The 26,737-nt window shown below is 69.2% G+C and carries 29 protein-coding genes; 14 read left to right on the top strand and 15 right to left on the bottom strand.

What is annotated here, in order from left to right; genetic code table 11:
- The first annotated feature begins 31 nt into the window (after window positions 1-31).
- Window positions 32-1,207, top strand: a complete 1,176-nt coding sequence (glgA, locus tag DKM19_RS30675; RefSeq protein WP_110700401.1) for a glycogen synthase — start codon at window positions 32-34, stop codon at window positions 1,205-1,207.
- Window positions 1,208-1,253: 46 nt separating this feature from the next.
- Here glgA and DKM19_RS30670 read toward each other — a convergent pair whose 3' ends face one another.
- On the bottom strand, window positions 1,254-1,619 hold the full coding sequence (locus DKM19_RS30670) for a PH domain-containing protein (protein WP_110700399.1): 366 nt from the start codon (window positions 1,617-1,619) through the stop codon (window positions 1,254-1,256).
- Window positions 1,620-1,716: 97 nt separating this feature from the next.
- On the opposite strand from DKM19_RS30670, the gene pgeF reads away from it, so the two are divergent.
- Complete coding sequence (gene pgeF, locus DKM19_RS30665; protein WP_110700397.1) at window positions 1,717-2,403, top strand: peptidoglycan editing factor PgeF; 687 nt, start codon at window positions 1,717-1,719, stop codon at window positions 2,401-2,403.
- A gap of 52 nt (window positions 2,404-2,455) precedes the next feature.
- Here the strand turns inward: pgeF and DKM19_RS30660 are convergent, their stop codons facing one another.
- From DKM19_RS30660 to DKM19_RS30635, 5 genes are all read right to left on the bottom strand, one after another.
- Window positions 2,456-2,872 (bottom strand): nitroreductase family deazaflavin-dependent oxidoreductase, encoded by a 417-nt coding sequence (locus DKM19_RS30660; RefSeq protein ID WP_110700395.1) that lies wholly within the window; start codon window positions 2,870-2,872, stop codon window positions 2,456-2,458.
- 74 nt (window positions 2,873-2,946) lie between these two features.
- On the bottom strand, window positions 2,947-3,693 hold the full coding sequence (locus tag DKM19_RS30655) for a sirohydrochlorin chelatase (RefSeq protein WP_239513666.1): 747 nt from the start codon (window positions 3,691-3,693) through the stop codon (window positions 2,947-2,949).
- Between the two features lie 238 nt (window positions 3,694-3,931).
- On the bottom strand, window positions 3,932-4,339 hold the full coding sequence (locus tag DKM19_RS30650; RefSeq protein ID WP_110700390.1) for a hypothetical protein: 408 nt from the start codon (window positions 4,337-4,339) through the stop codon (window positions 3,932-3,934).
- Window positions 4,340-4,608: 269 nt separating this feature from the next.
- Window positions 4,609-5,850, bottom strand: coding sequence for a serine hydrolase (locus DKM19_RS30645; RefSeq protein ID WP_110700388.1), 1,242 nt, complete (start codon window positions 5,848-5,850; stop codon window positions 4,609-4,611).
- 314 nt (window positions 5,851-6,164) lie between these two features.
- Window positions 6,165-6,935 (bottom strand): SDR family oxidoreductase, encoded by a 771-nt coding sequence (locus tag DKM19_RS30635; RefSeq protein WP_204358320.1) that lies wholly within the window; start codon window positions 6,933-6,935, stop codon window positions 6,165-6,167.
- A 118-nt stretch (window positions 6,936-7,053) separates the two neighbouring features.
- Here DKM19_RS30635 and DKM19_RS30630 point away from each other — a divergent pair, with 118 nt between their 5' ends.
- The 3 genes from DKM19_RS30630 (at window position 7,054) to DKM19_RS30620 (ending at window position 9,590) form a co-directional block, all read left to right on the top strand.
- Window positions 7,054-7,947 (top strand): LysR family transcriptional regulator, encoded by an 894-nt coding sequence (locus tag DKM19_RS30630; protein WP_110700383.1) that lies wholly within the window; start codon window positions 7,054-7,056, stop codon window positions 7,945-7,947.
- A 305-nt stretch (window positions 7,948-8,252) separates the two neighbouring features.
- Window positions 8,253-8,594, top strand: coding sequence for a hypothetical protein (locus DKM19_RS30625; protein ID WP_110700381.1), 342 nt, complete (start codon window positions 8,253-8,255; stop codon window positions 8,592-8,594).
- 24 nt (window positions 8,595-8,618) lie between these two features.
- Window positions 8,619-9,590, top strand: coding sequence for a hypothetical protein (locus DKM19_RS30620; protein WP_110700379.1), 972 nt, complete (start codon window positions 8,619-8,621; stop codon window positions 9,588-9,590).
- Window positions 9,591-9,733: 143 nt separating this feature from the next.
- Here the strand turns inward: DKM19_RS30620 and DKM19_RS30615 are convergent, their stop codons facing one another.
- Window positions 9,734-10,291: a GNAT family N-acetyltransferase gene (locus DKM19_RS30615; protein ID WP_110700377.1), complete on the bottom strand. Its 558-nt coding sequence runs from the start codon at window positions 10,289-10,291 to the stop codon at window positions 9,734-9,736.
- Window positions 10,292-10,421: 130 nt separating this feature from the next.
- A complete protein-coding gene (locus DKM19_RS30610; protein WP_110700375.1) occupies window positions 10,422-11,735 on the bottom strand; it encodes an MFS transporter in 1,314 nt (437 codons plus the stop codon).
- A 93-nt stretch (window positions 11,736-11,828) separates the two neighbouring features.
- On the opposite strand from DKM19_RS30610, the gene DKM19_RS30605 reads away from it, so the two are divergent.
- Window positions 11,829-12,515, top strand: a complete 687-nt coding sequence (locus tag DKM19_RS30605; protein ID WP_110700373.1) for a GntR family transcriptional regulator — start codon at window positions 11,829-11,831, stop codon at window positions 12,513-12,515.
- Window positions 12,516-12,544: 29 nt separating this feature from the next.
- Window positions 12,545-13,654: an alpha/beta hydrolase gene (locus DKM19_RS30600; protein WP_204358319.1), complete on the top strand. Its 1,110-nt coding sequence runs from the start codon at window positions 12,545-12,547 to the stop codon at window positions 13,652-13,654.
- 115 nt (window positions 13,655-13,769) lie between these two features.
- On the opposite strand, the gene DKM19_RS30595 is transcribed toward DKM19_RS30600, so the two are convergent.
- Window positions 13,770-14,852: an aldo/keto reductase gene (locus DKM19_RS30595; protein ID WP_110700371.1), complete on the bottom strand. Its 1,083-nt coding sequence runs from the start codon at window positions 14,850-14,852 to the stop codon at window positions 13,770-13,772.
- A 184-nt stretch (window positions 14,853-15,036) separates the two neighbouring features.
- Here DKM19_RS30595 and DKM19_RS30590 point away from each other — a divergent pair, with 184 nt between their 5' ends.
- Complete coding sequence (locus DKM19_RS30590) at window positions 15,037-15,918, top strand: AraC family transcriptional regulator (RefSeq protein WP_204358318.1); 882 nt, start codon at window positions 15,037-15,039, stop codon at window positions 15,916-15,918.
- Between the two features lie 57 nt (window positions 15,919-15,975).
- Here DKM19_RS30590 and DKM19_RS30585 read toward each other — a convergent pair whose 3' ends face one another.
- The gene (locus DKM19_RS30585; RefSeq protein WP_110700369.1) at window positions 15,976-16,167 is read right to left on the bottom strand and encodes a ferredoxin; all 192 of its coding nucleotides are present in this window, start codon (window positions 16,165-16,167) and stop codon (window positions 15,976-15,978) included.
- Between the two features lie 32 nt (window positions 16,168-16,199).
- A complete protein-coding gene (locus DKM19_RS30580) occupies window positions 16,200-17,396 on the bottom strand; it encodes a cytochrome P450 (RefSeq protein WP_110700367.1) in 1,197 nt (398 codons plus the stop codon).
- A gap of 106 nt (window positions 17,397-17,502) precedes the next feature.
- On the opposite strand from DKM19_RS30580, the gene DKM19_RS30575 reads away from it, so the two are divergent.
- On the top strand, window positions 17,503-18,132 hold the full coding sequence (locus tag DKM19_RS30575) for a TetR/AcrR family transcriptional regulator (protein ID WP_110700365.1): 630 nt from the start codon (window positions 17,503-17,505) through the stop codon (window positions 18,130-18,132).
- A 239-nt stretch (window positions 18,133-18,371) separates the two neighbouring features.
- On the opposite strand, the gene DKM19_RS30570 is transcribed toward DKM19_RS30575, so the two are convergent.
- Window positions 18,372-18,800 (bottom strand): Lrp/AsnC family transcriptional regulator, encoded by a 429-nt coding sequence (locus DKM19_RS30570; RefSeq protein ID WP_204359180.1) that lies wholly within the window; start codon window positions 18,798-18,800, stop codon window positions 18,372-18,374.
- Window positions 18,801-18,951: 151 nt separating this feature from the next.
- Here DKM19_RS30570 and DKM19_RS30565 point away from each other — a divergent pair, with 151 nt between their 5' ends.
- Window positions 18,952-19,806 (top strand): tryptophan 2,3-dioxygenase, encoded by an 855-nt coding sequence (locus DKM19_RS30565; RefSeq protein WP_110700363.1) that lies wholly within the window; start codon window positions 18,952-18,954, stop codon window positions 19,804-19,806.
- 53 nt (window positions 19,807-19,859) lie between these two features.
- On the opposite strand, the gene DKM19_RS30560 is transcribed toward DKM19_RS30565, so the two are convergent.
- Window positions 19,860-20,978 (bottom strand): LysR family transcriptional regulator, encoded by a 1,119-nt coding sequence (locus DKM19_RS30560; protein ID WP_110700361.1) that lies wholly within the window; start codon window positions 20,976-20,978, stop codon window positions 19,860-19,862.
- A gap of 71 nt (window positions 20,979-21,049) precedes the next feature.
- Between DKM19_RS30560 and DKM19_RS30555 the strand changes: the two genes are divergently transcribed.
- Window positions 21,050-21,922, top strand: coding sequence for a dihydrodipicolinate synthase family protein (locus tag DKM19_RS30555; protein ID WP_110700359.1), 873 nt, complete (start codon window positions 21,050-21,052; stop codon window positions 21,920-21,922).
- Between the two features lie 90 nt (window positions 21,923-22,012).
- Here the strand turns inward: DKM19_RS30555 and DKM19_RS30550 are convergent, their stop codons facing one another.
- Complete coding sequence (locus DKM19_RS30550; RefSeq protein ID WP_110700356.1) at window positions 22,013-22,822, bottom strand: Fpg/Nei family DNA glycosylase; 810 nt, start codon at window positions 22,820-22,822, stop codon at window positions 22,013-22,015.
- Window positions 22,823-22,839: 17 nt separating this feature from the next.
- On the opposite strand from DKM19_RS30550, the gene DKM19_RS30545 reads away from it, so the two are divergent.
- The 3 genes from DKM19_RS30545 (at window position 22,840) to DKM19_RS30535 (ending at window position 25,779) form a co-directional block, all read left to right on the top strand.
- Window positions 22,840-24,369: a recombinase family protein gene (locus DKM19_RS30545; protein ID WP_110700355.1), complete on the top strand. Its 1,530-nt coding sequence runs from the start codon at window positions 22,840-22,842 to the stop codon at window positions 24,367-24,369.
- A 157-nt stretch (window positions 24,370-24,526) separates the two neighbouring features.
- The gene (locus DKM19_RS49920) at window positions 24,527-24,844 is read left to right on the top strand and encodes a hypothetical protein (RefSeq protein WP_162641894.1); all 318 of its coding nucleotides are present in this window, start codon (window positions 24,527-24,529) and stop codon (window positions 24,842-24,844) included.
- Window positions 24,841-25,779 carry a phage major capsid protein gene (locus DKM19_RS30535; protein WP_110700353.1) on the top strand — a complete coding sequence of 313 codons (939 nt, stop codon included), beginning with the start codon at window positions 24,841-24,843 and terminating at the stop codon, window positions 25,777-25,779. Before DKM19_RS49920 ends, DKM19_RS30535 begins: the two co-directional genes overlap by 4 nt.
- A 26-nt stretch (window positions 25,780-25,805) precedes the next feature.
- Here DKM19_RS30535 and DKM19_RS52080 read toward each other — a convergent pair whose 3' ends face one another.
- Window positions 25,806-26,720, bottom strand: coding sequence for a pentapeptide repeat-containing protein (locus DKM19_RS52080; protein ID WP_162641892.1), 915 nt, complete (start codon window positions 26,718-26,720; stop codon window positions 25,806-25,808).
- Window positions 26,721-26,737 lie beyond the last annotated feature (17 nt).

The following is a 26,737-nucleotide window of genomic DNA, read 5'->3' as shown; positions in this document are numbered from 1 at the left end:
ATGAACAGGGCTGAAACACTAAGCTGATCGTATGCGAGTGGATCTGCTGACCCGTGAGTACCCCCCGGACGTCTACGGAGGGGCGGGAGTTCATGTCGAATATCTCTCCCGAGAGTTGCGCCGGCTCGCCGACGCGCGGGTCCGCTGCTTCGGAGCGTCACGACCCGAGCATGGCGTCGAGGCCTACCGGGTGCCCGGCGGGCTGGAAACGGCCAACGCCGCACTCCAGGTTCTCGGCGTCGATCTGGAGATGGCGGCCGGATGCGAGGGCGCGGATCTGGTGCACAGCCACACCTGGTACGCCAATTTCGCAGGTCACGTCGCCAAGATGCTGTACGGCACGCCGCACGTGGTGACCACGCACAGCCTGGAGCCGCTGCGGCCGTGGAAGGCCGAGCAACTGGGCGGCGGTTACACACTGTCATCATGGGCCGAGCGCGGCGCCCTGGCGAGCGCCGACGCGATCATCGCGGTCTCGGAGGGAATGCGGCGCGACGTACTCGCGAATTATCCCGAAATTTCACCAGAAAAAGTTTCGGTGATCCACAACGGGATCGACACCGGCGAATACACCCCCGACCGGGGTACGGACGTTCTGGAGAGGCACGGCATCGACGCCGGGAGGCCGTACGTCGTCTTCGTCGGCCGGATCACCCGTCAGAAGGGCCTGATCCACCTGCTCCACGCAGCCAGGGACTTCCACCCCGACGCCCAGCTGGTGCTCTGCGCGGGCGCGCCCGACACCCCGGAGATCGCCTCCGAGGTCGCCGAGCTCGTCCGGGGCCTCGACAGGGACGGCGTCATCTGGATCTCGGAGATGCTTCCCCGCCCCGAGGTGATCCAGATCCTCACCCACGCGACCGTGTTCGTCTGTCCCTCGGTCTACGAGCCGATGGGCATCGTGAACCTGGAGGCGATGGCCTGCGAGACCGCTGTTGTGGCCACCGCCACCGGCGGCATCCCCGAGGTCGTGGCCGACGGCTCGACGGGCCTGCTGGTCCCGATCGACCAGGGCGCCGACGGCAACCCGCGCGACCCCGGCCGGTTCGCCGCCGACCTCGCCGAGCGGGTCAACCGGCTCCTGGCCGATCCCGCGCTCGCCGGGCGGATGGGGGAGGCCGGGAGGGTCCGCGCCGTGGAGCACTTCTCCTGGGAGCGGATCGCCGAGCGGACGATGGACCTGTACCGATCGGTCCTGACCGGCTGACCGAGACCTCTGACGAGACCTCCCCGGATCCCGGGCCCGGGGAGGTTCAGCCGGTGATGAAGTGCAGGATCACGTTGTGGACGTGCTGGGCCTTGTTGTCGCCCCTGAACTCCACCTCGTAGGTGTGGGTCCCCACGTGGATCGCGATGGCCCCGGAGGAGAAGAACGAGCCGACCAGGGACTTGTTGCTCACCACGCTGACCGCCGAGACCTTGCCGTAGGGGATGCTCGTGATGGCGATCTTCTTGCCCACGAAGGACTTGTCCTGCACGATCACGCGCTTGTCGGTGAGACCCAGGAAGCCGGTGCCCGTGCCGATCGCGTCGTAGACGGCGATGATCTGCTCACCGGGCATCAGACCGCTCTCGATCTGCTGAAGCTGTTCCTTGCGGTCGTACACAACCTGCGCCATGACACTCGCAATCTCTCAGGTGATCTACGTTCTTCTGCAACGAATGCCCCATGAGCGGGGTTCCTGAGACGAGTAGGGTCGTGTCGTGAGTTTTCAGATGAGGATCACCGATCGTCACGGCGGCACCAGCGCGGAGCCGTACGGCAGCCGCAACCTCGGGGGAGCGTGCGGGGACGACCCGGAGGCGGTCGCCGCCAACAGGGCCAGGACCGCCGCCGAGTTCGGCCTGGACCGGGTCGTGTTCATGCGGCAGGTCCACAGCGCCGACGTCCGCTACGTGAGCGAGCCGTTCGGCGACGATCCGCCCGCGCTGGACGGGATCTGCACCGACGTCCCGGGCCTCGGCCTGGCCGCGCTCTGCGCCGACTGCGCTCCCGTCCTGCTGGCCGATCCGCGGGCCGGTCTCGTCGGGGCCGCGCACTCCGGGCGGGTCGGCACGGTTTCCGGGGTGGTCCCGGCCCTGGTCGCGGAGATGGCCGAGCGTGGCGCGGACCCGGCGAGAATGACCGCCCTGATCGGCCCGATGGCGTGCGGCAGTTGCTACGAGGTTCCGGCCGAGCTCCGGGACGAGGTGACGGCGGTGCTTCCCGAGGCCTGGTCGATCACTCGCCAGGAGACCCCCGCACTCGACCTGCGCGCCGCGATCACCTCGCAGCTGGCCAAGGCGGGTGTCTCGGAGATCACCCATGACACCCGCTGCACCATCGAGACTCCCGATCTGTTCTCCCATCGCAGGGAGAGCAGGACCGGTCGTTTCGCTGGTTATGTCTGGCTGGAGACCTGAGGCGCGAGCCGGAACCGGTGCCCGGTAACGGCATTCGCGCCTCATGCTCGGGTTATGCGGAAACGCGCTCCAGCACGACCACGGGAATTTCCCGGTCGGTCTTCGTCTGGTATTCGTCGTAGGCCGGCCAGGTCGCGGCCATGATCTTCCAGAGCCCGGGCTTCTCCTCGGCGGTGGCGGTGCGTGCTCTCGCCGTGAACCGGTCTCCCAACACCTGGACCTCGACCTCGGGGTTCGCCTGAAGGTTGAGATACCAGGCCGGCGGGGCGTCCGCCCCGCCCTTGGACGCCACCACGAGGTAGTCGTCGCCGTGACGCTGGTAGATGAGCGGCGTCTCCCGCTGCTCACCGCTCTTGCGGCCCGTGGTGGTCAGGAGCAGGGTGACGGTGCCCTGCCACTCGTGACCCTCAGCACCGTCGGTCGCCAGGTAACGCTCTACATGCTCTTTTCCGAACAGCGTGAACGGCATGGTCGATCCCCTCTAAGGAATGCGGTAATCCGTAATTCCCTAGAGGATATCGACCGCGTTGATCGGCGAAGGCATCAGTCCGCCGACAGGATGCTCCCGTAGGCGCGGGCGGCCAGGGCCGCGATCAGCCCGTGCGCGCCGAGGACCTCGGCGCAGTCGGCCCCGATCGCGGCGGCGGCGTCGCTCGCGAGCTCGGGGGAGGCCTCGGGACCGAGGATGCACGGGGACAGGGCGATGCGCTCGGCGCCGATGCCGCGCAGCCGCTCGGCGGCTTCGGCGATGCCGGGCGCGCTGTCCAGTGAGGCGACCAGCACGGGGAGCGTCAGCCGCGAGGCCAGCAGCACGGCCGTCGGCTGTGCCTCGGCCACGGCGTTCTCGCCGCCGACGGTGGCGAGGATGATGCCGTCGACCGGGCTGGAGACGTTGAGCAGCCGCATCCGGTCTTCTCGCGCCAGACCCTTCTCGGCGAGACGGATGTGCAGGGCCTCGGCGAGAAGCGGGTGCGGCCCCAGCGAGTCGGTGACCGTCACCGAGACCCCGCTCGCCGCCACCGCCGTGGCGATCAGCCGGTCCGCGACCGGATGCGGGCCGGCCAGCAGCGGCACCACGATGGCGGCGACGCCGTCCTCGGGGCGCTCGCGGGCAGCGGCCTCCAGCTCGGAGGTCAATGCCTTGGCGTCCTCGCCGAGACCGGCCAGGCGGACCTGGATCTGCGGGTTGTCCGCCCGTATGAGGGCCGCGAGCTCGGCGATGGCACCCGAGCCGTCGCCGAGGGTGGTCAGCACCAGCGCGGGCGCCTCCGGCGGAAGCTGGGAGGGCACGGGCCTGCGGTGCCTGCCGGAGGGTCGGACGGCGCGTCCTCGCACGGGGAGGATGGAACTCTCACTCACATGCGCGGACTCTAGGCCCATTTGACTGCCTCCGTAGCCAGAAACGGCAGCAATTCTGTCACGACATCCGGGGAGAAGGAGTTCGGGCCTCGTACGCGGCCCCGACGGGGCTCCGTACACGGGCACGCCACCGCGTCCCGGGGTCCGGAGAGGACCCCGGGACATCCCGTCAAGCGGCGTCGAGGGCCTCGGTGATCTTGCGGGTCATGTCCGCCACGGTGGGGCTGGGCTGGCCCTGGTGGGTGCGGGCGGCTGCTTCGACGGCGACGATGACGGTGCGGCGGAAGTTGTCGGCCTCTGCCGGATCCTGGCCCTTGAGCAGGCTCATGGCCGCCGTCAGGTCCGGCAGCACCTGGTCGGCGATCGCGGCGACGGACTTGCTGTCCAGCTTCATGTCCTTGGGATACTCGGCGAGCACGTGCCCGACCAGCCCGGTGGCCGAAGCCAGGGCGATGGAGCCGTCGGTGGCGGCCTTGTGGGGCTTGCCGGAGGCATCGGCGGCGGCCATCAGCGTGACGGCGCCGTAGGCGGCGGTCCGCAAGGTGAGCTTGTCCTGATCGGTAAGGGCGACGGACATGGTGGTGTGCTCCTTCGAATCTGTTCTGACGTTCAATCGAACGGTCGGATGGTGAAACGCGGTCCCGGTGGTGCCCGGGGTATCTCGATCGCTGAGGCCGGGGCCGCCCGAGGGGATCTCACTCTCGGGCGGCCCCGACTCAGACAGGCAGGGCCAAGCCCGATCCCGTGCGGAAACGCCGACGGTTCGGCCGCCAGGGGCTGACCGCCGGGTGCCGTGGGCCGAGGGCGGCCCTACCCGGCATGCTCATGCCGGGTACGGGCTCGGTGTCAGTCGTCGATCGCCTGGTAGAGCGTGGTCCAAAAATCGTGGATGACCCGCGCCGAATCCGGGGTGGACATCCCGACCTGGGTGATCAGGATTCCGGTGAGCCGGTTGACCGGGTCGGCGTAGGTCGAGGTGCCGCTTCCGCCGTCCCAGCCGAACTGGCCAACGGGCGCATAATCACCGCGGTAGGTGCGCACCGCCATCCCGAAGCCCCAGCCGCCGTGCTGACCCTGACCGTATGACAGATGGACGACGCTACGGGCCCAGGCCTCCCGGGCGGCCTGCTGCTCGGGCGTCAGACGGTTGGTGGTCATCAACTCGACGGCGGCCCGCGACAGGATCCGCTGAGTCCCGTGCATCCCGCCGTTCAGCAGCATCCGGAAGTAGGCGTGATAGTCATCGACGGTCGAGTCCAGCCCGCCGCCACCTGACGGAAACGCCGGAGGCGTGCTGTGGTGTCCCCCCTCGACCTCGTCGGCCACGTTGAACTCCCCGGTCTGCGGATCGGGGGCATACAGGGGCGGAAACCGATCGATCTTGTCGGCGGGCACATGGAAACCGGTGTCGGTCATGCCCAGCGGGCCGAAGATGCGCTCGCGCAAGAACGCCTCGAACGACTGGCCGGTGACCCGGGCCACCAGCACGCCGAGCACGTCGTCGCCGAGGTTGTACAGCCAGCGCTCTCCGGGCTGGTACATCAGCGGGAGCGTGCCCAGGCGGCGCATCCACTCATCCGGCTCCGACCCCGGCAGCAGCCATCCGTCTTCTTGGCCGTAGACCCCTTGTGCGAAGAGCGCGCCCATCATCGGCGAGGTCATCGCGGTGGTGTCCAGTCCGAGCCCGAAGGTGGAGGTCAGCAGGTCTCGCACGGTGATCGGCCGTCGCGCCGGCACGGTGTCTTCCAGCGGGCCGTCGGGCCGCTTGAGCACCTGGCGGTCGGCGAGTTCGGGCAGCCACGGATCCACCGGGTCATCCAGCCGCAGCCGGCACTCATCCAATAGGACCATCGTCGCGGCCGCCGCGACCGGCTTGGTGGTCGAGGCCATCCGGAAGATGGTGTCGCGGCGCATCGGCGCGCCGCCGTCATGGCGCATCGTGCCGAGCGCTTCGACGTGTGTGTGGTCGCCTCGGCCGACCAGGGCGACGAGCCCGGGAATCTTCTTGGACTCCACATGCCGTGTCAGCACGTCGCGCAGTCTGAGCAGCCCCACCTCGGAGAAGCCGTCGTTGCTTTTTTCCATCATGAATCTCCTTGCTTAGAGTGTTTGATCTTGCGGGTCCCGTCCCGGCGTGGCGCTCATGACTTCGATGAGTGACGCACGGGGATCGGGGGTGAGCTCGGCGTCGTCACGGCGTCCACCATCGCCGACCGCTCTGATACCGGGCCGTCGCCGTCCTGACGCCGTAGCTGACACGCGGCCGGAAGCAGCCGGTGGTTGAGGGTGCGGAACTCGGTGGTGCCGGTGGTGGTCTCGCCCAGGCCCACCGTGGCGTTGAAGGCGTCCGGGTCGTGCGATCCGCTGCGGGGCGAGGTGGAGACGAGCGGCCGCCCGTCAGGTCAGATCCGGGGGCCGAGGAAGCAGCCACCGGAGGCGTCGATGATCTGCCCGGTCACCCAGCGGCCCGCCTCGGAGGCCAGGAAGGCCACCACGTCGGCGATGTCGGCGGGCTGTCCGGCCCGGGGGATGGCGTTGCCGCTGCCCACCATCTGCTGCACCTCGGGGTCGTCGAGCATCCACGGGTTCATGTCGGTGACCGTCGGGCCGGGCGCCACGGCATTGACCGTGATGCCCCGCCCGCCGACCAGCTGGGCCAGGGAGCGGCTGAGCACCTCGATGGCGGCCTTGCTCATCGCGTAGGGCTGCTCGGGCATCGCGATCCTGGTCGCGGCCGTCGACAGGTTGATGATGCGGCTGCCGTCGTTCAGCAGGGGCAGGGCCCGCTGGATGATGAACAGCGGCGCCTTGGTGTTGACGGCGATCAGGTGGTCGAACGCCTCCGGGGTGATCGTCTCGATCGAGTCGGCGGTGATGGCGGCGTTGTTGACCAGGATGTCCAGCCGCACCTGGCCGGTCCACGCGGCAAGGCCCGCCTCCAGGGCGGCGAACAGGGTCTCCACGTCCCCGGCCACGCCCAGCTCGGCCCGGATCGGGAAGGCCCGGCCGCCGTCCTTGTCGATCAGGTGCACGGTCTCCCGCGCGGCCGTCTCGTTGCGGCCGTAGTGCACGGCCACCATCGCCCCGTCGGCCGCCAGCCGCCGCGCGATGGCCCGCCCGATCCCCCGGGAGGCCCCGGTAACCAGCGCCGTCTTGCCCATCAAAGGCGTCATGTCGTCACTCCAGAAGTGGTCCGCTCTCCCGGTGACTATGATCAACGCGAACAATCACCTAAACAACGACAACCTGCGCAAGGTCGCCTTAACCTCTGAGTTAATGCGAAGGAGGATCGTGGAACTTCGCGACATCGAGATCTTCCTGGCCCTTGCCGAAGAGCTGCATTTCGGGCGGACCGCCGAACGGCTGCGCGTCACCCCCGCCCGCATCACCCAGGCCATCAAAAAACAGGAACGCCAGATCGGCGCCCCGCTGTTCGAGCGCACCAACCGCACGGTCCGGCTGACCCCGCTCGGCCGCCAGCTCCGCGACGACCTCTGGCCCGTCTACAGCGGGCTCCAGGACGGCATGCGCCGCGCCCAGCTCGCCGCCCAGGGCGTCACCGCCGTGCTGCGCATCGGCATGCTCCCCCTCAACATCCACGACCTGCGCCCCTACTGGGACACCTTCCGCACCCGCCACCCGCAGTGGAAGCTGCAGATCCAGCACGCCCCCTTCATCGACCCGTTCGCCGGGCTGCGCCGGGGCGACCTCGACGTCCTGGTCTGCTGGCTGCCGGTCGAAGAACCCGACCTGACGGTGGGCCCGGTCCTGTTCGCCGACCCGCGGGTGGTGGCCGTGTCCACCGACCACGAACTCACCCGCCGCGCATCCGTCTCACTGGAGATGATCGCCGACTTCCAGCACAGCGACGCCCCGTCCATGTCCGTGCCGGACTACTGGGCCGACGGCTTCATCCCGTCCCACACCCGCGCGGGGCGCCGGATCGAACGCGGCCCCTTGGTGAGCAGCACCGAGGAGATTCTCGCCCTGGCCAGCACCGGGGAGCTCGTCAACCTTTTTCCCGCCCACATGAGGCGCTACTGGAGCCGGCCCGACATCGCCTACCTGCCCGTCAGTGACCTCGATGCCCTGCCGTTTGGCCTGGTGTGGCGTGCCGAGACCGAGAACGACCCCATCCGGGCCTTCGCCCGAGTCGTCGCCGACCTCGGCACCCTCGTCTTCTGAGCCGCGCGCCCCGGGCACGTCGCGCCGGCCGTGCATGTCGAGGGGCTCCGCGTCAGGCGGTGTCTTCCCGCCCGCCGTCCGGTCGTCTCCGACATGTGCCCGCACACCGGAGCGCCCGGCCACGGGGTGACTCTCGATCTGTGCCGCCGCTGACGGGCACCCGCCGAGATCCGCCGCGCCCCGGTCCCTCCCTCTGCTCCAGACGGTCACCCGGCGCCCGGACACCGGGGCGTCGCCGTGTCCAACATGTGATCAACCGATCGCGGTCGAGAGATGTCCAAAGAGGTGAGTGAGAGGACTTACCCATGAGGCACACATCCCTGGCCGCGCTCCTCACGACGGCCGTCGTCGCGGGGGGCCTGGCGGCCACGCCTGCGTATGCCCGGGCGGGCGCCGAGGCCCGCGCGGTCTGGGCGAAGAGCCGCACCGGCAAGGACGGCTACTCCCGATCCTGCGGTCGCCGGCAACCGAGGGGAGAGCGTCCGTACCTCGCGGGATGGAACTGGCCGAGCTCGCTGACGGTACGGGGCGCCACCCGGCGACCGGAGGAGGGACCGACGACGGTACGGGTGCTCGTCGTCGGCCCCTCCTCCGGCTCCGTCAGGCAGAAGGACACCTACAAGATCAGCGGATCCGCGTACGCGTGATACGCGCCGGGAGAGTGAGGGACGATGAGAACCACGATCGTGTCGCTGGCGGCTCTGGCGATGGTCGCGTTCGCGACCCCGGCCGTGCACGCCGAAGGTCATGAGCACCGCGGCCAGGTCCGCTACGCCTGGCTGAAGGAGTGCACGAAGAAGGACGAGAGCACCTATCCGTGCGGGAAGTGGCAGCTGGCGCTGCACGGCGGCGGGATGGTGACGCTGGGCAACGCGCGAATCTTCCCGCTGGACAGCCGGGGCAAGGTCAACGACGACGGCGCCGCGCAGGTCGCGGTGAGCGGCGACGGCAGCCACGTGGCGTACTTCCGGCAGAGCGACGGCCGACTGGCCGTGGAGAAGGTCGGCGGCGCGGTCCGCAGGCTGCCGGCCTCGGTGGTCCCCAAGGGGCTGGGCATGCTCGACGTGGCGTTTCACCTGTCCCAGGACGGTTCGCGGCTGGCGGTCTGGTTCGGTGGAGCGTCGGTCCGTCCCACGCGGATCTACGACACCGCCTCCGGGGCGCTCCTCGCCGAGATCTCCCAGAAGGAGATGTTCGAGGGCTTCAGCGGGGACGCGGGCGAGGTGCTGTTCTCCAGGCAGACCGACGAGAATGTCTTCCGGTTCGGTGTCTATGACACCGCGGGGAACGAGTTGCTCCGGGCGGACCCACCCCGGATCGTGTCCGGGAACTCGCCGTACGGGCTGGCGGCCGACGGCAGGACCGTCGCGGTCTTCGTCGACGGAAAGAGACCGGCGATCGCGCTGCACGACCTGGAGTCCGGCCAGACCACCGGGAGCGTGCCGGTGCGGATCGGCGGCCGGTCGCAGGTCGAGGCGGTCGACTGGACCGGCGTGAACCAGGTCACCGTGCACACCGTGGAGTCTCTGGCCAAGGAGCGGCGGGTGCGTGTCCTCGAGGTGGACGTGGCGACGGGCGTGACCAAGGTCAGGGACCACTACACGATCCGCGGCGCCTACGGGTTCGCGGCCTGCGGGGGCTGATCCGCGGCTCTCGGCGGCTCGGGAGGCGGTTCGGGATCCGTCACGGCGAAGAGCGGGGGCACCGGGAGGGTGTCACGGCGGGCGGGGGCGCGGGAAGGCGGTTCCGGGTCCGTCACGGCGAGTGTGACTCGTCGTGACGGGGGTCAGGTCTCCCTGTGCCCCTCCCACTCGTCCTCCAGGGCCGAGTGCACGATGGAGTCGCGCCAGACCCCGCGGGCCCGCACGTGGTGTCTGATCCGGCCTTCCTCGACCATCCCGGCGACCAGCATCGCGAGCTGGGCGGCGGTGTTGGCCGGGGAGCGGGCGCCCCAGATGCGGTGCAGATGCAGATGCCGGAAGCCGAACATCAGGATCAGCCGGACCAGGTCGGTGCCGATGCCCCGCCCCCAGTGGTCGGGGCGCAGGCCCAGGCCGATCTCCGCGCTGTGCGGGTGGTCGGCCTCGATGTGCAGCCGGGCGACGCCGACGGCCTCGGGACTGTCCAGATCGGTCACCGCGAACACGTAGAGCCGCCGGGGCTCGGCCTCTGCGGCCTTGAGCGCTTCGGCGACTATCTCCTCGACCTCCTCGCGGGTGCGCGGGTCGAACGGCAGGTGCTCGGTGGCGGTGGGGTCGCCGTAGACGGCGTGCAACGCGTCCACGTCATCGGTGGTGACTTCCCTCAGCCGGAGTCTCGTACCGGAGATCTCAACGTGGCGCATGGGGCAGACGCTAACGCCTCAGAAGCCCCAAGGCTAGAGATCGTTCTCACCGAGGGCTATACCACCGGCGGGCGGTGCGGGGAATGGCCGTCCCCCGCACCGCCCTTCCGGCTCCCCTTCGCGGCGGGTCTCAGGTGTCCAGGGAAACGGCCCCTGTGCGCGTTCCCGGGCGGTCGGCGAGGTCGAGGTCACGCGTCTCGGGAGCCAGCGCCAGCCCGACGGCGGTGAGGGCCAGCGCGATGACCACGTACACGGATATGGCGAGGGTGCTGCCGAACCGGTCGAACAGCGACAGGGCGATGATCGGGGCCAGCGCGCCGCCGAAGACGCCGGCGATCTGGTAGCCCATGGAGGCGCCGCTGTAGCGCAGGCGGGTGCTGAACAACTCGGCGATGAACGCCGCCTGCGGGCCGTACATCGCGGCGTGGCAGGCCAGGGCCACGATGGAGGCCAGCGCGATCACCGGGAAGGACTTGGTGTCCAGCAGCGGGAAGAACGCGAACACCCAGACCGCGGCCCCGATCACGCCCGCGAGGTAGACCGGGCGGCGGCCGACCCTGTCCGACAGCGCGCCGAACAGGGGGATCAGGAAGAGCTGGCAGGCGGATCCGATCAGCACCGCGTTCAGCGCGACCCCGCGTTCGAGCTTCAGCGGGCCGGTGACGTAGGCGAGGATGTAGGTCACGAACGTGTAGAAGGCGACGTCCACGCCGATGCGCGCGAGGATCACGGAGATCAGGGCACGCGGGTGCGTGCGAAGGACGTCCAGCAGCGGCATCCGGGCCTTCCTGCCCGAACGCTCGACCTCGGCGAACAGCGGCGACTCCACGATCCGCAGGCGGATCCAGAGCCCCACGATCACCAGCACGCCCGATAGGAGAAAGGGAATCCGCCAGCCCCAGGACAGGAACGCGTCCTCCGGCAGCGTGGCGGACAGGATCCCGAGCACGCCGGCCGCCAGCAGGTTTCCTGCGGGCACGCCGACCTGGGGCCAGCTCGCGTTGAAGCCGCGCCTGCGCGGGTCGCCGTGCTCGATGGACATGAGTACGGCCCCGCCCCACTCGCCGCCCAGGCCGAAGCCCTGAAGGAAGCGGAGGGAGACCAGCAGCAGCGGGGCCGCCACGCCGATGGTGGTGTAACCGGGCAGCAGGCCGATGAGGAAGGTCGCGATCCCCATCAGCAGCAGGGTCACCACGAGCACGTTCTTGCGGCCGACCCGGTCGCCGAAGTGGCCGAACACGATGCCGCCGAGCGGTCGTGCGACGAATCCGATCGCGTAGGTGAGGAACGCCAGCAGCGTTCCGGTGAGCGGTTCGAAGGTGGGGAAGAAGAGCTTGTTGAAGACCAGGGCGGCGGCTGAGCCGTACAGGAAGAAGTCGTACCACTCCAGGGAGGTGCCGACCAGGCTGGCCACGATGACCCGCCTGGTTTGGGTACTTGCCATCGCACGTGCTCCTTAGGCTTCTAGGGGGTCCCTTTAACGTAAGGATTGTTCAACAATTCGACAATAGGTTTGTTCGATGATTTCTTGTGAGGTGTGGACAACGCCATCGCCGCACTGCAACACGATCGCGGCCGTCTCGGGCGCAGCAGCACCGCCGAGCGGGTCGCCGACGTACTCCGGGAGCGGATCGCCGAAGGGCTCTTCGTCCCGGGCCAGCGCCTGTCGGAGGAGACCATCGGGGTGGCCCTGGGGGTCTCCCGCAACACCCTGCGCGAGGCTTTCCGGCTGCTCGGGCACGAACGTCTGCTGGAGCATCGGCTCAACCGGGGCGTGTTCGTGCGCGTGCTGTCGGTCGAGGACGTCGCCGACGTCTACAGGGTGCGCCGGGTGATCGAGTGCGCCGCCGTACGGCACAGCGGGAACGCCGGGCCCCAGGCGCTGGCTCTCATCGGGGAGGCCGTGGAGGAGGCGACCAGGGCCGCGGCCGAAGGCCGGTGGCAGGACGTGGGGACCGCCAACATCCGCTTCCACCAGATGCTCGCGGCCCTGAACGGCAGCGCCCGCCTGGATGAGACGATGCGCCAGCTCCTGGCCGAGCTCCGTCTGGTCTTCCACGTCATGAAGAATCCGCGCGCGTTCCATGAGCCTTTTGTGGCCCGGAATCTGCGACTGCTCGAGCTCATGCGGGCCGGTCACGCGGCCGAGGCCGAGCGGGAGCTGGAGTCCTATCTAGACGATGCTGAGGAACTCCTGGTAAAGGCATACATACCGGAGCCGTAATCATGAGTGGAATAGAGGAGAATAAGCGGATGATCTCCCCCATTCCAAATGTGCTTGTGGTCACCGGCCCCGGTCTGGTCGCTGATCTGCGGCTGCTCACCGAGGTGGCCGACCGCGAGTTCGAGGCTCTTGGCGTCAGCGGGAAGGTGTCAGCGGTCCTCGACGTGTCCGGCCTGCGGGCCGCCCTGGAGTTCCCCGGTGCCGTGGTCGTCATTCCCGGCCCGGAGGCAGAGATCCGGAGCCTGTTCCACGGGCGCTCCCGCGCTGTCTGGCTCGACCTGACCAAGTCCGACGCCCCGCCCGCGCCGCTCGGGGAGACCGGGGACGCCGGGGACGCCGGGGGCGCACCGTCGGCCACCCACATCCACGGGCGAGGGATCTGGGGGCTGACCTGGGCGATCAGGCATGCCGTACACCGGCTGCGCCGGCCCGCGAAGCGAGTCGCCTACGGTGATCACCCCGACCAGTGGGCGGAGGTACGGCTGCCGCACGACGCCGCCGAGACGACGCCCGTCGCGGTGCTGGTGCACGGCGGTTTCTGGCGCTCGATCTGGGCCGCTGACCTGATGGACGCGCTCAGCATCGACCTGGCCGAGCGGGGGTTCGCCGCCTGGAATCTCGAATACCGCCGCGCCGACCTGCACGGATGGGACGCGACCACCGAGGACGTCGCCAAGGGGGTCGCCCTGGCGGCGCGGGGCGCGTCCGGCCCGGTCGTGGCGATCGGTCACTCGGCCGGCGGGCAGCTCGTCCTCCGCGCCGCCGCCGACGATCCCCGGGTCACCCTCGTCGTCTCGCTGGCCGGAGTGCTCGACCTGGTGGAGGGCGACCGCAGGCACCTGAGCTCCGGCGCGGTCGCCGCCGCCCTCGGCGGATCGGCGGCCGAGGTGCCCGAGGTCTACCGGAGCTCCAGTCCGCTGGAGCGCCTTCCCCTCGGGGTGTCCCAGCTCATCGTGCAGGGTGGGGGCGACGACCTCGACCTGGTCGACCTGGGCCGACGCTACGCCCGCGCGGCCCAGGAATCAGGCGACGAAGTGATTTATCTGGAAATGTCAGGCGATCACTTCGACGTCATCGACCGGGCCTCGCCGATCTGGCGGGCGACCGCCGGAGTGATCGCCGATCACAAGCCCCAGTAGGGCTGTCGCGCCCGACGCCGGATCCGCCTCCGGTGACGAGCGCGGTCTTGCCTGCGAACCACCGCATCATCTCGATCTCTCCCATTCGTTCCGTGTCGTATGCGAGGTGCGGTGCTCAGTAGCGGGCGCCGTTGGCCTGCAGCAGCGGGGACACGATCGACGGGATCCTGTCCACGGTGGCGCCGGCGAACTGGAGCATGGGCGCCAGCGTCCTGTTGTTGTGGGCCGGGAAGTTCAGCGTGGGAGCCGACACCTCGTCCAGCGCGGCGCGCTGGGCGTCGGTGAGCGCCACGTCCAGGGCGTGCAGGTTGGTCTCGAACTGGTCCATGCGGCGCGCGCCGATCAGGGTGGAGGTGATTCCGGGACGGCCCTGGACCCAGGACAGGGCCACCGCGGCGGGACTGGCGCCCACCTCGCGAGCGACGGCGTTGAGGGCGTCGATCACGACGTAGTCGGCCTCGCTCGGGGCGCCGACCAACTGGGTGCGGGTGGTGTCGACCGGGCCGGTGGCGGCGCTGGAGTACTTACCCGACAAGAACCCGCTCTTCAGCGGTCCCCACGGCATCACGCCCATGCCCAGGGCCTGGGCCATCGGGATCAACTCCCCCTCCGAGGTCCGCTCGAGCAGGGAGTACTCCAGCTGCAGCGCGATGATCGGAGCCCACCCGCGCAAGCGCGCGATGGTGGCCGCCTCGGCCGTCGCCCATGCCGGCACGTCGGAGAATCCGATGTAGCGGACCTTGCCGCTGCCGACCAGGTCGTCCAGCGCGCGGAGGGTCTCCTCGGCCGGCGTGGCCGGGTCGAAATTGTGCAGCCAGTAGAGGTCGACGTAGTCGGTCCGCAGACGCCGCAGCGAGTTCTCCAGTTGTTGCACGATCGCCTTACGGCCGGGTCCGCCGCCGTTGGGGTCGTTCTCGTAGAGGTTGCCGAAGAACTTCGTGCCGATGACGACCCGATCACGCAGTGCGTGCCGGCCGGCGAAGTAGTCTCCGATGATCTTCTCGGAGTGGCCGTTGGTGTAGATGTTGGCCGTGTCGATCGAGTTACCGCCCCGGTCCAGGTAGGCCCCGAGGATGTTCTTGGACTCCTCCGGGCTGCTGCCCCAACCGTGATCTTCGCCGAAGGTCATCGCACCCAGCGTGAACGGGCTGACTCGCAGTCCCGAGCGGCCGAGTGTGACGTAGGAGTCGAGCGCCATGGTGGAACCCCCGTGGGTAGATGTTCGAGACGCCGCAGAGGTGGTCCTCCGGGCTCCTCAACTCTCGCCCGACGCGCTGTTAACTCCTAGACCGATGCGTGCGGATCGTTGCACGATCCGCTCAACTTTGGCCGGATCATGTTGGGGCCGCAAGCGTCCGTGGTTCACTGGCGTGATGCATCACATGGACGAACTGCGCAGCAGGATCGCGCGACTGGCCGTGGGCGGCCCGCGTCCGTTGTGGATCGAGGGAATGCAGGTGCTCTCCACCGGGCACGTGACCGAACCGCTGGGCGCGATCGCCGAACCCGTGTTCGCCCTGGTCGCTCAGGGAGCGAAGCGCTCGGTCCTCGGTGACCACATCTTCGACTACGGTGCGGGCCAGTATCTCGTCGTGACCGTCGACCTTCCCCTGACCTCACAGGTCACCCACGCCACGCCCGCCGAGCCGTTCCTCGCGTTCGGGCTTCCGCTCGAACCCGCGCTCATCGCGCGACTGCTGATAGAAGCTGGCCCCACCGTCGTCCGTCCGCACGGCGGACCGGGCATCGCGACCAGCGACGCCGACGACAAGCTGCTCGACGCCGTCGTCCGGCTGCTGCGTCTCCTCGACGAACCACGTGACGTCCCGGTGCTGGCGCACGGTGTGCGGCGCGAGATTCACTGGCGGCTGCTGAACGGACCCCAGGGGCCCCTGGTCAGACAGATCGGCCTGGCCGACAGCCGCCTGACCCTCGTCGCCCGCGCGATCGGGTGGATCAAGACCCACTACGACCGGGTGATTCGCATCGACGACCTGGCCGGCGACGTCGGCGTCAGCGTCTCCTCACTCAACCGGCACTTCCGCGCGGTGACCGCCATGAGTCCGCTGCAGTACCAGAAACAGCTCCGACTCCAGAAGGCCCGCCTCCAACTCATCGCAGCGCCGCACGACGTGGCCGAGATCGGCTACTCCGTCGGTTACGACAGTCCGTCGCAGTTCAGCCGCGAGTACCGGCGCATGTTCGGATCCCCGCCCGGGCAGGACGCGGCACGCTTTCAAACCGCGGCGGTCGTCCAGGAGTAGATGCGACGCACCGTGCCGGCCCAGGCGGCCGCCGCACTCATCCGTTTCCGGCGGCCCTCAGGAGCTGGACAGAGCGCCCGACGGGCACAGCTGTACGGCGCGGCGGACCGCCGCCTCCTGCGCGGCGGGCGGGTCGGAGTCGAGCAGCACCACGGTGCCGTCGTCCTCGCTCTGGTCGAACACCTCCGGCGCGGTGAGCACGCACATTCCGGCGCCGATGCAGATTTCGGTGTCTGCTTTGATCTTCATGGAAATCTCCCCCTCCTGCCAGGTGACCGGTTCTACCAGGTAACCGGCAACCGGTCGACCCCGTAGATGGCCATGTTGGTCCGCATCGGAACCTCCTCGGGCGGTATGGCGAGGCTCAGGTTCGGGAAGCGCCTCAGCAGCGCCGGGTAGGCGACGCTCATCTCGGTCCGGGCGAGCTGCTGGCCCAGGCACTGGTGCACGCCGTGGCCGAAGGAGAGGTGGCCCGACGGCGGCCGGGCCACGTCGAGCGTCCCCGGGTCCTCGAAGCGCTCGCCGTCGCGGTTGGCGGCGGACAGCGAGATCGTCACCGACTGACCGGCCTTGATCAACCGGCCGCCGAGCTCGACGTCCTCCAGCGCGCAGCGGATCGGGCCGAGATGGACGATGGTGAGGTAGCGCAGGAGCTCCTCGACGGTGCTGTCGGTCACCGACGGGTCATCGCGCACCGCGGCCAGCTGCGAGGGGTTGGACAGCAGGGCGAAGGTGCCGAGGGCGATCATGTTCGCGGTCGTCTCGTGCCCGGCGACCAGGAGCAGCACCGAGATGCCGGCCATCTCCTCGTCGTTCAGCTCCCCGCCCTCCAGCATGCCGCTGATCAGGTCGTCCGCCGGCCTGGCGCGCTTGTGCCGTACGAGGTCGCGCAGGTAGTCCGTCAGGTCGTTGATCGCCGCCTCCGCCTCCTCGACCGTGGAGTCGAGGCGGAGCAGCGTCCTGGAGTCTCGCTGGAACCGGTCACGGTCGGAGTAGGGCACGCCGAGCAGTTCGCAGATGACAAGCGAGGGGATGGGCAGGGCGAAGGACCGGACCAGGTCGGTGGGCGGCCCCTCCAGCTCCATCGCGTCCAGCCGTTCGGCGGTGATCGTCTCGATCCAGGGCTCCAGCCGCTTCATCCGGCGCACGGTGAACTGGCCGGTCAGCAGCCGCCGGTACCGGGTGTGCTCCGGCGGATCCATCCCCAGGAAGAACCCGGGCCGCCGCTTCCTCCGCCGCTCGCCAAACTGCGGGGAGATCGGCGAGTGCACAAGGTCTGGCAGGTTGCTGAACCGGAGGTCGGCGAGCACGGCGCGGGCCAGGGCGAAGCCGGTGACCAGCCATCCCTCGTGGCCGTCCGCGTAGGTCATCGGGCGGATCGGGTTCTCCTGCGCCGATCGCACCAGCACCGCGGGCGGGTCGAAGCGGTTCTCGCGCACGGTCGGAAATGTCACCGGGCTGGATGCGGCTTCCGTCATGAAGGTCTCTCCTTGCGAGTCAACGGGCTCATTGACTCCACATAACAACTTCTGACAGAAAATTGCAACCGATGCAAAAAATCATTGGATGCAGTAACGTAGTTTCATGGCCGAAAGCCCGGGACTGCGGGAGCGCAAGAAGTTACGTACCCGCCACGCGCTGATCGAGGCGGCCCTGCGGCTTTTCGTGGAGAAGGGCTACGAGGAGACGACCCTGGCGGAGATCGCCGCGGCCGTGGACATCTCGCCCCGGACGTTCTTCAGCTACTTCGCGACCAAGGAAGACGTGATCTTCTTTGACTCCCAGGCGCGCCTCGACCGGGCACTCGCCATGCTCGCCGAGCGGCGCCCGGGGGAGACGGTGGCCGAGCTCATGCTGCGCGTGGTCGAGAACTCCCTGGACTGGGCCGCCACGCCGGACGACGAGGCCATGGGGCTGACCGCGGCGCGCGTGCATCTGATCATGTCGGTTCCCGCGCTTCAGGCTCGCACGCTGCACGTGCTGGTCGACAGCCAGCGCCGGCTCGCCGAGGCGCTGCACCGGGCGCACCCGGAGGAGCTCGATCTCGTCGAGGCCTTCGCCCTCGTCGGCGCTCTCCTCGGTGCTCCGACGATCACGGCGATGGCGCTCCTGGACCGCGGTGATCCGCCGGACCAGGTGTGGACCGCGGCCCGGCAGGCCCTGGACATCGCCGTACAGGGCCTGCGCTGGGTCGGCTCGCCGTACCGGCCCTGACTTCCGTGTGATCGACGGCTCAGGCGCGGCAAGGGTCCGGTGCCGTCGATCACGCCCGGGCGGCGACACGAGGGCTCTCGGCACAAGGCCGCCCGCCACGTGAGCACGCTGTCCCCGATCTCAGCCCAACCGGCGGAGCGCACGCCTCCTGACATGAAACCGCCCCGTGATCGATCACGGGGCGGCTTCTGTTCGGACCGCTTCGCCGACGGTGTCCCCGGAAGGGCGGGGCATCCGCCCTAGACGTCCGGCGAGAGCGGCCGCCAGGGGACGGGGCTGGACAGCACCATCATGCTCGACGGGTGGCCGTACGGGGCGAGCCGGTCGATCATCTCCTCGAAGGCCGTCATCGAGGAGGCCGCCACCCGGAGCAGGCAGCAGGTGTCACCGGTCACCCGGTGCACCTCCAGGATCTCCGGCCAGGCCAGCGCCTGCTCGTCGCGGAGCACGCAGCGCGGCCCGTAACACGACATCCTGATCAGGGCGGCCACCCCGCGCCCGGCCAGCGCCGGATCCACCCGCGCGTGGTAGCCGGTGATCACTCCGGTCTCCTCCAGCCGCCGCACCCGCTCCGCCACCGCCGGAGCCGACAGATGCACCCGCCGCGAGAGCTCGCTGTAGGACAGTCGCGCGTCGTCCTGCAGCTCGGCCAGTAGCGCCCAGTCCATCGCGTCCACCGTCACACTCCGTTACTTCATAACTCGATCGGCATTAGTGCTTTCCGTTCCGAAGGCAAGAGCCGATAACCACCTTCCTTATGGTATTTCCGTACCGACCTAAACGCACCACCATGGAAGGGAGTCAAGCGGAGGAATATCAATGACCAGCATCAGGCAGCTCAGCGAGCAGGACCGGAAGACGCGGGCCGTGGCCAACGAGGGGCTGCCCACGCTCGGGTTCGAAGGGGGCACGCCGTACGACGACTATGTCGGCACCGCCACCCTGCACGGGCTCCAGCACACCCTCACCGACGCCCCGGAAGAGCTCGCCTTCCTGGTCACCACCCAGGTGATGGAGCTCTACTTCGGCCTGCTCCGCACGGAGTGGCGGCTCGCCCAGCGGCAGCTCGACGAGGACGACATCGCCGCCGCGACCCTCACGATCAAACGAACGGTCCGGCACTTCGAGGCACTCAACGCCGCGTGGGCGGCGCTGAGCTGGCTGACCCCGGCGCAGTTCAACTCCTTCCGAGACGCCCTGGGCGAGGGGTCGGGCTTCCAGTCGGCGCTCTACCGTCACGTGGAGTTCCTGCTCGGCAGCAAGTCGGAGGCGCTCATCCGCCCGCATCGCCGCAACCCCGAGGCGTACGAGGAGCTCGTGGAGGCGCTGAACCGGCCGAGCCTCTACGACTCGGTGCTGGCCATGCTCGCCCGGTCCGGCTACGCGATCCCCCGCGCGGTGCTGGAGCGCGACCTCGCCGCCGAGTACAAGCCCAGCCCCGAGGTCGAGGCGGTCTGGGCCAAGGTGTACGGCGGGCCGCTCGCGCCGCTGGCCGAGACGCTGATCGACCTGGCCGAGCAGTTCTCCGACTGGCGCTACCGCCACCTGATGGCCGTACGCCGCTCGATGGGCGCCAAGCCGGGTTCCGGCGGGTCGAGCGGCCTGAGCTGGCTGGAGCGGAGCATGCAGCGCGAGATCTTCCCCGAGCTCTGGAGCGCCCGCACCCTGATGTGAAATCTCCCGCCCGCGGCTCGTCCTGAGGCGAGACGGATCCCTCGGCCCCTGCCTCATCCCCGGTGTGACGCGGTTCCCGGCGTTCTCGCGGGGGACTCAGGATGGTCGGCGGGGATCGAGGAGCGCAGCGCGGCGATGAGGGCGGCGATGGCGGGGTGGGTCCCCGCCCCCCGCCTGAAGGCGATCCGGGTGCGGCGGCGCATGGGCAGCTCGGTGAGCCGTACGCCGTCGGGCGGATCGGCCGCGCCGAGCTCCGGCACGAGTGCGACGCCCTGGCCCGCCGCGACCATCGCCAGCACGGTGGTGAAGTCGTCGATGTGGTGGCGGATCCTCGGGGCGAACCCGGCGGCCTGGCAGGCTCGCACGGTCATCGTGTGGCAGAGCGTGCCGGGGGTGGAGGCGATCCAGGGGTCGTCGCGCCGCCGTGCCAGTGAGTCGCCGCCGTTCTTCGAGCCCGGACCCATGGGCTCCTCCGGCGAGCCTTCGGAGGCTGGATTCGGGGACCCTTTCCCAGGGTTCCCATGATCCTTCGAACCCGGCTGCACGGGCTCGTCCAGCGGGCCTTCGGAGCCCGGATGCGTCGGCCCTTTCCCAGGGTTCCCGGGTTTCCGCGAGTCCTCCGAACCTGGATACGTGAGCTCCTCCAGCGAGGCCAGATACATGGGCTCTTCCAGCAGGTCCTCGGTGTCCAGGGCGAGGTCCGGGGGAGCGGGCACGAAGTCGTACTCGTGGACGAGCGCGACGTCCAGATCGCCCGCGCGCAGGCGGGGGGCCACCTCGGCGGGGTCGATCTCGTCCACCATCGGCTCCAGCCCGGGGTGCTCCCGGGCGAGGGTGGCGAAGGCGGCGGGCAGGATCGCGCGGGTCGCGGTGGGAAAGGCCCCGATCCTGATCGTTCCGGTGAGGCCGGTACGCGCGGCGGCCAGCTCGGCCGAGGCCCGCTCCAGCCGTTCCAGCACGGCTTCCGCGTGCCCCACCAGCGCGATCCCCGCCGCGGTGAGTACCACCCGGCGCCCGGTCCGCTCCAGCAGCGCCACCCCGGCCTCCCGCTCCAGGACCGCGAGCTGCTGGGAGACGGCCGAGGGGGTGAAGGCGAGGGCCTCGGCGACCGCCGTGATCGTGCCCCGGCGGGAGAGTTCGCGGAGCAGGCGGAGGCGCCGTATGTCGAGCATCAGTTCAGCTTAACGCTTTCGGAAGAAATGCGAACTGGACCTGCATGGTTGCGAGGGGCGAGGCTGGTGCCATGACTCTTCGCGGTGTTCACATTCCTCTGATCACTCCGTTCGCCGAGAACGGCGAGCTCGCCGTGGAGGCGCTCGAAGGCCTCGCACACGCCGTGCTCGACGAGGGCGCGGCCGGACTGGTCGCGCTCGGCACCACCGCCGAGGTGGCGATGCTCTCCGAGAAGGAGCGGCAGGCGGTCCTGGAGACGTGCGCGCGGGTGTGCCGGGAGCGGAACGCGCCCCTGATGGTGGGCGCCGGATCCGCCGACACCCGGAGCACGGCCGAGGCCCTGGACGCGCTGAAGGCCTGGCCGGAGGTGACGGCCGCACTGGTCACCGTGCCGTCCTTCGTCCGCCCCTCCGAGGCCGGGGTGCTCGCCCATTTCACCGCGCTGGCGGAGCGGACCCCGGTGCCGCTGGTGATCTACAACATTCCCTACCGGACGGGGCAGTCCGTGGGCGTGGCCACGCTGCGACGGCTGGGGGAGCTGCCCATGGTGACCGGGGTCAAGCACGCGGTCGGTGGCGTCGACCTGGACACCGTCATGCTGCTGGCCGACCTTCCCGCGGACTTCGCGGTGCTGGCCGGTGACGACCCCTACTTCTCCGCCCTGCTCGCCCTCGGCGCCTCGGGCGGCATCCTCGCCTCCGCCCACCTGCACACCGCGCGATTCGTCGAGCTGGAGCAGGCCTGGCGATCGGGTGACGCCGAACGCGCCCGTGCCCTGGGCCACAGCCTCTCCGCCCTGTCGGCGAGCGTGTTCACCGAGCCCAATCCCACCGTGCTCAAGGGGGTGCTGCATGCCCAGGGCCGCATTCCCACGGCATCGGTCAGGCTTCCGCTCGTCCCCGCGGGCAGTACCTCGATCAAGGGCGTCCTGAAACTGCTTTGATCGGAGCTCGGCCGTACGACCAGGCGTGAGGGCCGGTCGAGGCGGTCACGATGACGCCGGACCCGGCCGGTGGTGGTACGGCCCCGGCGGTCAGGCGCCCTGGCAGGTCGGGCACCAGAAGAGGTTGCGGCCGGAGAGCACCTCGGTGCGGACCTCGGTGCCGCAGAGGAAGCAGGGCATGTTCGAGCGCCGGTAGACGTAGACCTCGCCGCCGTGGCCGTCGACGCGGGGCGGGCGGCCCATCGCCTCCGGTGTGTGCTCGGGCCTGACCGTGTCGATGTGGCCCACCCGCACACCCTCGGCCATCAGGAACACCAGGTCCGCCCAGATCGCCGTCCACCGCTCATGGGTGAGCTCACGACCGGGACGCGACGGGTCGACGCCCTGCCGGAACAGCGCCTCGGCCCGGTAGATGTTTCCCACGCCCGCGACGACCGTCTGGTCCATCAGCAGAACTCCGATGGAGGTGCGGCTGCGGCTGATCCGACGCCAGGCGACCTCCGGGTCGGCGTCCGCGCGCAGCGGGTCGGGCCCGAGCCTGGCGTGCAGCGCCTTCTTCTCGGACGGGTCCAGCAGCTCGCAGGTGTTGGGCCCGCGCAGGTCGGCGTACTTCTCCGCGTTGCTCAGGCGCAGCCGCACCATGCCTATCGGCGGGGGTGCCGGCACCGGGCCGAAGGCGCATTTGCCGTAGATGCCCAGGTGCACGTGGAGCCATCGCTCGTCGTCGAAGCCCAGCAGCAGGTGCTTGCCATGGGCGTCCGCCTCGGTGAGCACCCGCCCGTCGATCTGCAGGGCTCCGGCGGCGAACCTCCCCTGAGGGCTCTCGGCGTGCACCACGGTGCCGGCGAACGCCTTTCGGTGCTCCCCGGCCAGGCGGTGAATCGTGTGTCCTTCGGGCATTCTTTAGAGTGTAATTCATGACGACCTCCGCCGCCGCCCTCCGGGCCGCTATCTACGATCGCGTGAGCAAGGACCGTCGCGGGGACTCCCGCTCCGTAGGAGAGCAGAACGCGGACAACCGGGCCGCCGTGGCCGCCAACGGCTGGAAGCTGGTCGAGGAGTACAAGGACAACGACCGGAGCGCCTCCCGGTTCGCGATCAAGGCCCGGGAGGAATGGCCCCGCCTCGTGGCCGACCTGGAGGCCGGGCGGTTCGGTGTCCTCGTGCTCTGGGAGCCGTCACGTGGCTCCCGTGACCTGACTGTGTGGTCCACACTCCTGGACACATGCCGGGAGCGCGGCGTACTGATCCACATCACGAGCCACGGCCGGACGTACGACCCCCGCAACGCCCGGGACTGGAGGTCCCTGGCAGAGGACGGCGTGGACTCCGGCTATGAGTCGGAGAAGACCCGGAGCCGTGTCCTCCGCGCCGCCGCCTCCACGGCCCAGAACGGCAAGCCCTGGGGCGTGTGTCCGTACGGCTACCTCCGCCAATACGACCCCCAGACACGCGCCCTTGTGTCTCAGGATCCACACCCGGAGCACGCTCCGATCGTGCGGGAGATCATCACCCGTCTGGCCAACGCGGAGCCCATCAGCCGGGTTGCCAAGGATCTCAACGCCCGTGAGATCCCCTCTCCGCGTGGCAAGAAGTGGTCCACGTTCATCGTGCGGCGCACCGCCACGAGCCCCACCTACATCGCCAAACGGACGCACAACGGAGAGATCCATGACGCCACCTGGCCCGCGCTCGTGGACGAGGTCACGTTCTACGCCGCTGTGCGCATCTTGAGCGACCCCCGGCGCAAGATGGTGCCCAACGACCCGGCCCACCACGCTGTGAGGCCGGGCCGCCAGGTTCATCTCCTGAGCCACCTCGCGGAGTGCGGCAAGTGCGGGAGCCCGCTGGCCGCACGGTTCACCAAGTCCATGGATCACTGGTCGTACTACTGCCACGCCCGGACGGGTGGCTCCGTATCCAAGGGAGGATGCGCCTCCACGGGCAAGGAGTGGCTGGAGGAGCCCATCATCTTCCTGACAATGGCCCGGCTGTCACAGCCGGATGCCTATCAGTTGTTCGCCGGAGGGGATGACGCAGCTGTGGAGGCGGCGGAGGCGGAGGCGATGGCACTGGAGGCCAACCTGGAGGACTGGATGACCAAGGCGGAGAACGGGGAGGTCAGCGCGGCGGCCTACGGGCGCATAGAGACCCGCCTCCTTCCGCAGATCAAGGCCGCTCGTCAGCGCGCACAGGACGCGCGGGTCCCGCTCGCGCTCCGGGAACTCCTAGAGCCGGGAGTGGACGTGGTGTACCGATGGGAGTCGCTCTCCCTGGGGGGCCAGCGGGAAGTCCTCCGCGCGGTCTATCAGCGGATTGCGCTGGACCCGAGCAAGATTCGCGGCGGAGGCCAGAGAGGTCTGAACTGGACCCGGGTCCGCGTCCTCCCGGTTGGGTCGGAGGAGTGGATCACGCTCCCGCCGCGTACGGAGGCAATGCCCTCCTGATCAGCGCAAAGGGGCCTGGTTGCTATTCAGCTGAATAGCAACCAGGCCCCTTTCGTATGCCCGGGGCTATCTGGCTGAATTTCCATTCCATTGACGATTCGCCAAAATTTGGGGGCGAGCCCAATTCCATTTGCCATTCGCAATCGGATCACTTACCTTGCAGGTGGAGGACATCCGCTCCCGCGCCATGGACCCCCGCTCCCACGACGCCACCACGAACCCCCGCCACGGCACCAGCTACACCCGGCCCTACGGCGGAGGCAACAGCCTGGCCGACAATGCCCACCGCTCCGTGGACAACGCGCTGCGTTCCGGCCTGCTGCCGGAGCACGCGGCGGAGCGCGCCGTGGCGTTGTTCACTCCGGCAATCAGGCAGACCGCAGTCTGGCCGCGGGCTGGGCCATCGCCACGGGGGATGAGCACTACCTCCGCGCGTTCTGCGCGCTCCTGGCCGACCCTCAGCGCGGCCACATGATGTGGGACGCGGAGGAGCACAACGCTTTTAAGCGTGCGGAGATCGTCCGCTCAGAGATGCGCGCCATGTCTCTGGCCGACTCCGCCGGCGGTTTCCTCGTCCCGCTGACCCTGGACCCCACGGTCCTGCTCACGTCCAGTGGTTCGATCAACCCGCTCCGCCGGATCTCCCGCGTCGTCCAGACCGCCACGGACAAGTGGCAGGGGGTCACCTCCGCCGGAGTCACGGCCGAATGGCTTGTTGAGGCGAACGAGGCCGTCGACGCGACCCCGACCGTGGCCGGGCCAGACATCCCCGTGAACAAGGGATCCGCGTGGGTCCCGTACTCCTACGAGGTGGGCACGGACGCGGTGGGGTTCGCCCGCGAACTCCAGAGACTCCTCCTGGACGCGGCGGATCAGCTCATGGCCACGGCCTACACGATCGGCGACGGCATCGGGAAGCCGACCGGCATCGTGACCGCGCTGGCCGGGACGGCCAGTGAGATCAACGGCACCGGTTCGGAGGCCATCGTGGCCGCCGACGCGTTCGCCCTCCAGAACGCGCTCCCGCCCCGGTTCTCCGCGCGTGCACAGTGGGCTGCCAACCTGTCCACGATCAACGCGCTCCGGCAACTTGAGACCTCCAACGGGGCTCTCAAGTTCCCGGAGCTGGCCAATGGTCAGCTCTTGGGCCGGACCATGAACGAGAACTCCAACATGGACGGGGTCATCACCCCGGCGGCCACGGCGAGCAACTACGCCATGATCTACGGCGATTTCCAGAACTTCGTGATCGTGGACCGCATCGGGACCACGATCGAACTCATCCCGAACCTCATGGGGGAGAACGGACGGCCGACCGGAGAGCGCGGGCTGTTCATGTGGTTCCGGACGGGATCGGATGTGGTGGTGGACAACGCGTTCCGGATGCTGGACGTGCCGACCACGGCGTAAGCCTCCGGCCCCGGCGTTGGGCATCCTCACTCAGCGCCGGGCACCTCCAGTGGTTCGGTAGCCCCTGTCTTTTCACCCGGCACGGATCGCAGGTGCGCGGGTAGGCCCATTGCGCGGGTAAGGGTCACGCCGGTGAGGTTTGCACCGGTGAGCTTCGCGCCAGTGAGGTCCGCGCCAGTGAGGTCCGCGAGGGTGAGTTTCGCGCCGGTGAGGTCCGCGCCAGTGAGGTCCGCGAGGGTGAGGCCCGCGAGGGCGAGGTCCGCGCCAGTGAGGTCTGCGCCAGTGAAATTCACGCCAGTGAGGTTCATGCGGACGAGGTTCGCGAGGGTGAGGTCTGCGCGGGCGAGGCTGATCCTCACGTCGGGTGAGTCCTGGCCGACGAGGCGTCGGCCGATCACGGTGACTGCGGCCTGAAGGTCGGTTCGCAGCCCCGAACGGCGAGGTGTCGCCTTCATCGCGTCCCGTGTTTCGTCGGTCTCGACGTCTCGGGAGTGTTCTCGGACGAAAGCCGCCAGCACCTCCATGACCGTGGGGTGGTCGCGGGCGGAGTCGCGGGCGATCCGCTCCAGCGCATAGATGCCCCCTAGGCGGATATCGAGCTTGTCCGAGCCGAGCTGCTCGATCGCCTTGGTGTAGCGGTCGGTGATGTGTCCCTGGCGCGCGGTATCGGCGTTGCGGGCGGTGTAGTACACCGCCCCCAGCGCGATCAGCCCGGTGGCGATCGCCAGCGCCCGTCCGCGCACCGCATCGGTCGCCGCTGCCAGATCCTTGCCGGTCAGCCCACGGACCCCATCGAAGTGCTCCAGTACCCAGGCCGCACCCGGGCCGAGTATCCATCCCAACCCCAAGAGAGGGACCAGTCCAAGCCAAACCAGGATGATCTGGAAAAACCCGGCCACGATGATCTGGGAAAATGCTCGCCAATACCTCACGATCTCCACGGTGACCGATCTCCCCG

The sequence above is a fragment of the Streptosporangium sp. 'caverna' genome, from assembly GCF_003203775.1.
Taxonomy (GTDB): domain Bacteria; phylum Actinomycetota; class Actinomycetes; order Streptosporangiales; family Streptosporangiaceae; genus Streptosporangium; species Streptosporangium subroseum.
This window is presented reverse-complemented; position numbering and strand designations above follow the sequence as displayed.

Excerpts from the sequence above, each read along its gene's own strand:
- DKM19_RS30545 (WP_110700355.1), top strand. The coding sequence starts at position 22,840 with ATGACGACCTCCGCCGCCGCCCTCCGGGCCGCTATCTACGATCGCGTG.
- DKM19_RS30645 (WP_110700388.1), bottom strand. The coding sequence starts at position 5,850 with ATGATGGAAAAAAGCAACGACGGCTTCTCCGAGGTGGGGCTGCTCAGA.
- DKM19_RS30580 (WP_110700367.1), bottom strand. The coding sequence starts at position 17,396 with ATGACGGAAGCCGCATCCAGCCCGGTGACATTTCCGACCGTGCGCGAG.
- DKM19_RS30555 (WP_110700359.1), top strand. The coding sequence starts at position 21,050 with ATGACTCTTCGCGGTGTTCACATTCCTCTGATCACTCCGTTCGCCGAG.
- DKM19_RS30615 (WP_110700377.1), bottom strand. The coding sequence starts at position 10,291 with ATGCGCCACGTTGAGATCTCCGGTACGAGACTCCGGCTGAGGGAAGTC.
- glgA (WP_110700401.1), top strand. The coding sequence starts at position 32 with ATGCGAGTGGATCTGCTGACCCGTGAGTACCCCCCGGACGTCTACGGA.
- DKM19_RS30585 (WP_110700369.1), bottom strand. The coding sequence starts at position 16,167 with ATGAAGATCAAAGCAGACACCGAAATCTGCATCGGCGCCGGAATGTGC.
- DKM19_RS30570 (WP_204359180.1), bottom strand. The coding sequence starts at position 18,800 with ATGGACTGGGCGCTACTGGCCGAGCTGCAGGACGACGCGCGACTGTCC.
- DKM19_RS30610 (WP_110700375.1), bottom strand. The coding sequence starts at position 11,735 with ATGGCAAGTACCCAAACCAGGCGGGTCATCGTGGCCAGCCTGGTCGGC.
- DKM19_RS30535 (WP_110700353.1), top strand. The coding sequence starts at position 24,841 with ATGATGTGGGACGCGGAGGAGCACAACGCTTTTAAGCGTGCGGAGATC.
- DKM19_RS30595 (WP_110700371.1), bottom strand. The coding sequence starts at position 14,852 with ATGGCGCTCGACTCCTACGTCACACTCGGCCGCTCGGGACTGCGAGTC.
- DKM19_RS30660 (WP_110700395.1), bottom strand. The coding sequence starts at position 2,872 with ATGCCGTTCACGCTGTTCGGAAAAGAGCATGTAGAGCGTTACCTGGCG.
- DKM19_RS30625 (WP_110700381.1), top strand. The coding sequence starts at position 8,253 with ATGAGGCACACATCCCTGGCCGCGCTCCTCACGACGGCCGTCGTCGCG.
- DKM19_RS30650 (WP_110700390.1), bottom strand. The coding sequence starts at position 4,339 with ATGTCCGTCGCCCTTACCGATCAGGACAAGCTCACCTTGCGGACCGCC.
- DKM19_RS30560 (WP_110700361.1), bottom strand. The coding sequence starts at position 20,978 with ATGCTCGACATACGGCGCCTCCGCCTGCTCCGCGAACTCTCCCGCCGG.
- DKM19_RS30635 (WP_204358320.1), bottom strand. The coding sequence starts at position 6,935 with ATGACGCCTTTGATGGGCAAGACGGCGCTGGTTACCGGGGCCTCCCGG.
- DKM19_RS30600 (WP_204358319.1), top strand. The coding sequence starts at position 12,545 with ATGATCTCCCCCATTCCAAATGTGCTTGTGGTCACCGGCCCCGGTCTG.
- DKM19_RS30550 (WP_110700356.1), bottom strand. The coding sequence starts at position 22,822 with ATGCCCGAAGGACACACGATTCACCGCCTGGCCGGGGAGCACCGAAAG.
- DKM19_RS30575 (WP_110700365.1), top strand. The coding sequence starts at position 17,503 with ATGGCCGAAAGCCCGGGACTGCGGGAGCGCAAGAAGTTACGTACCCGC.
- DKM19_RS30565 (WP_110700363.1), top strand. The coding sequence starts at position 18,952 with ATGACCAGCATCAGGCAGCTCAGCGAGCAGGACCGGAAGACGCGGGCC.
- DKM19_RS30670 (WP_110700399.1), bottom strand. The coding sequence starts at position 1,619 with ATGGCGCAGGTTGTGTACGACCGCAAGGAACAGCTTCAGCAGATCGAG.
- DKM19_RS30590 (WP_204358318.1), top strand. The coding sequence starts at position 15,037 with ATGGACGAACTGCGCAGCAGGATCGCGCGACTGGCCGTGGGCGGCCCG.
- pgeF (WP_110700397.1), top strand. The coding sequence starts at position 1,717 with ATGAGGATCACCGATCGTCACGGCGGCACCAGCGCGGAGCCGTACGGC.
- DKM19_RS30620 (WP_110700379.1), top strand. The coding sequence starts at position 8,619 with ATGAGAACCACGATCGTGTCGCTGGCGGCTCTGGCGATGGTCGCGTTC.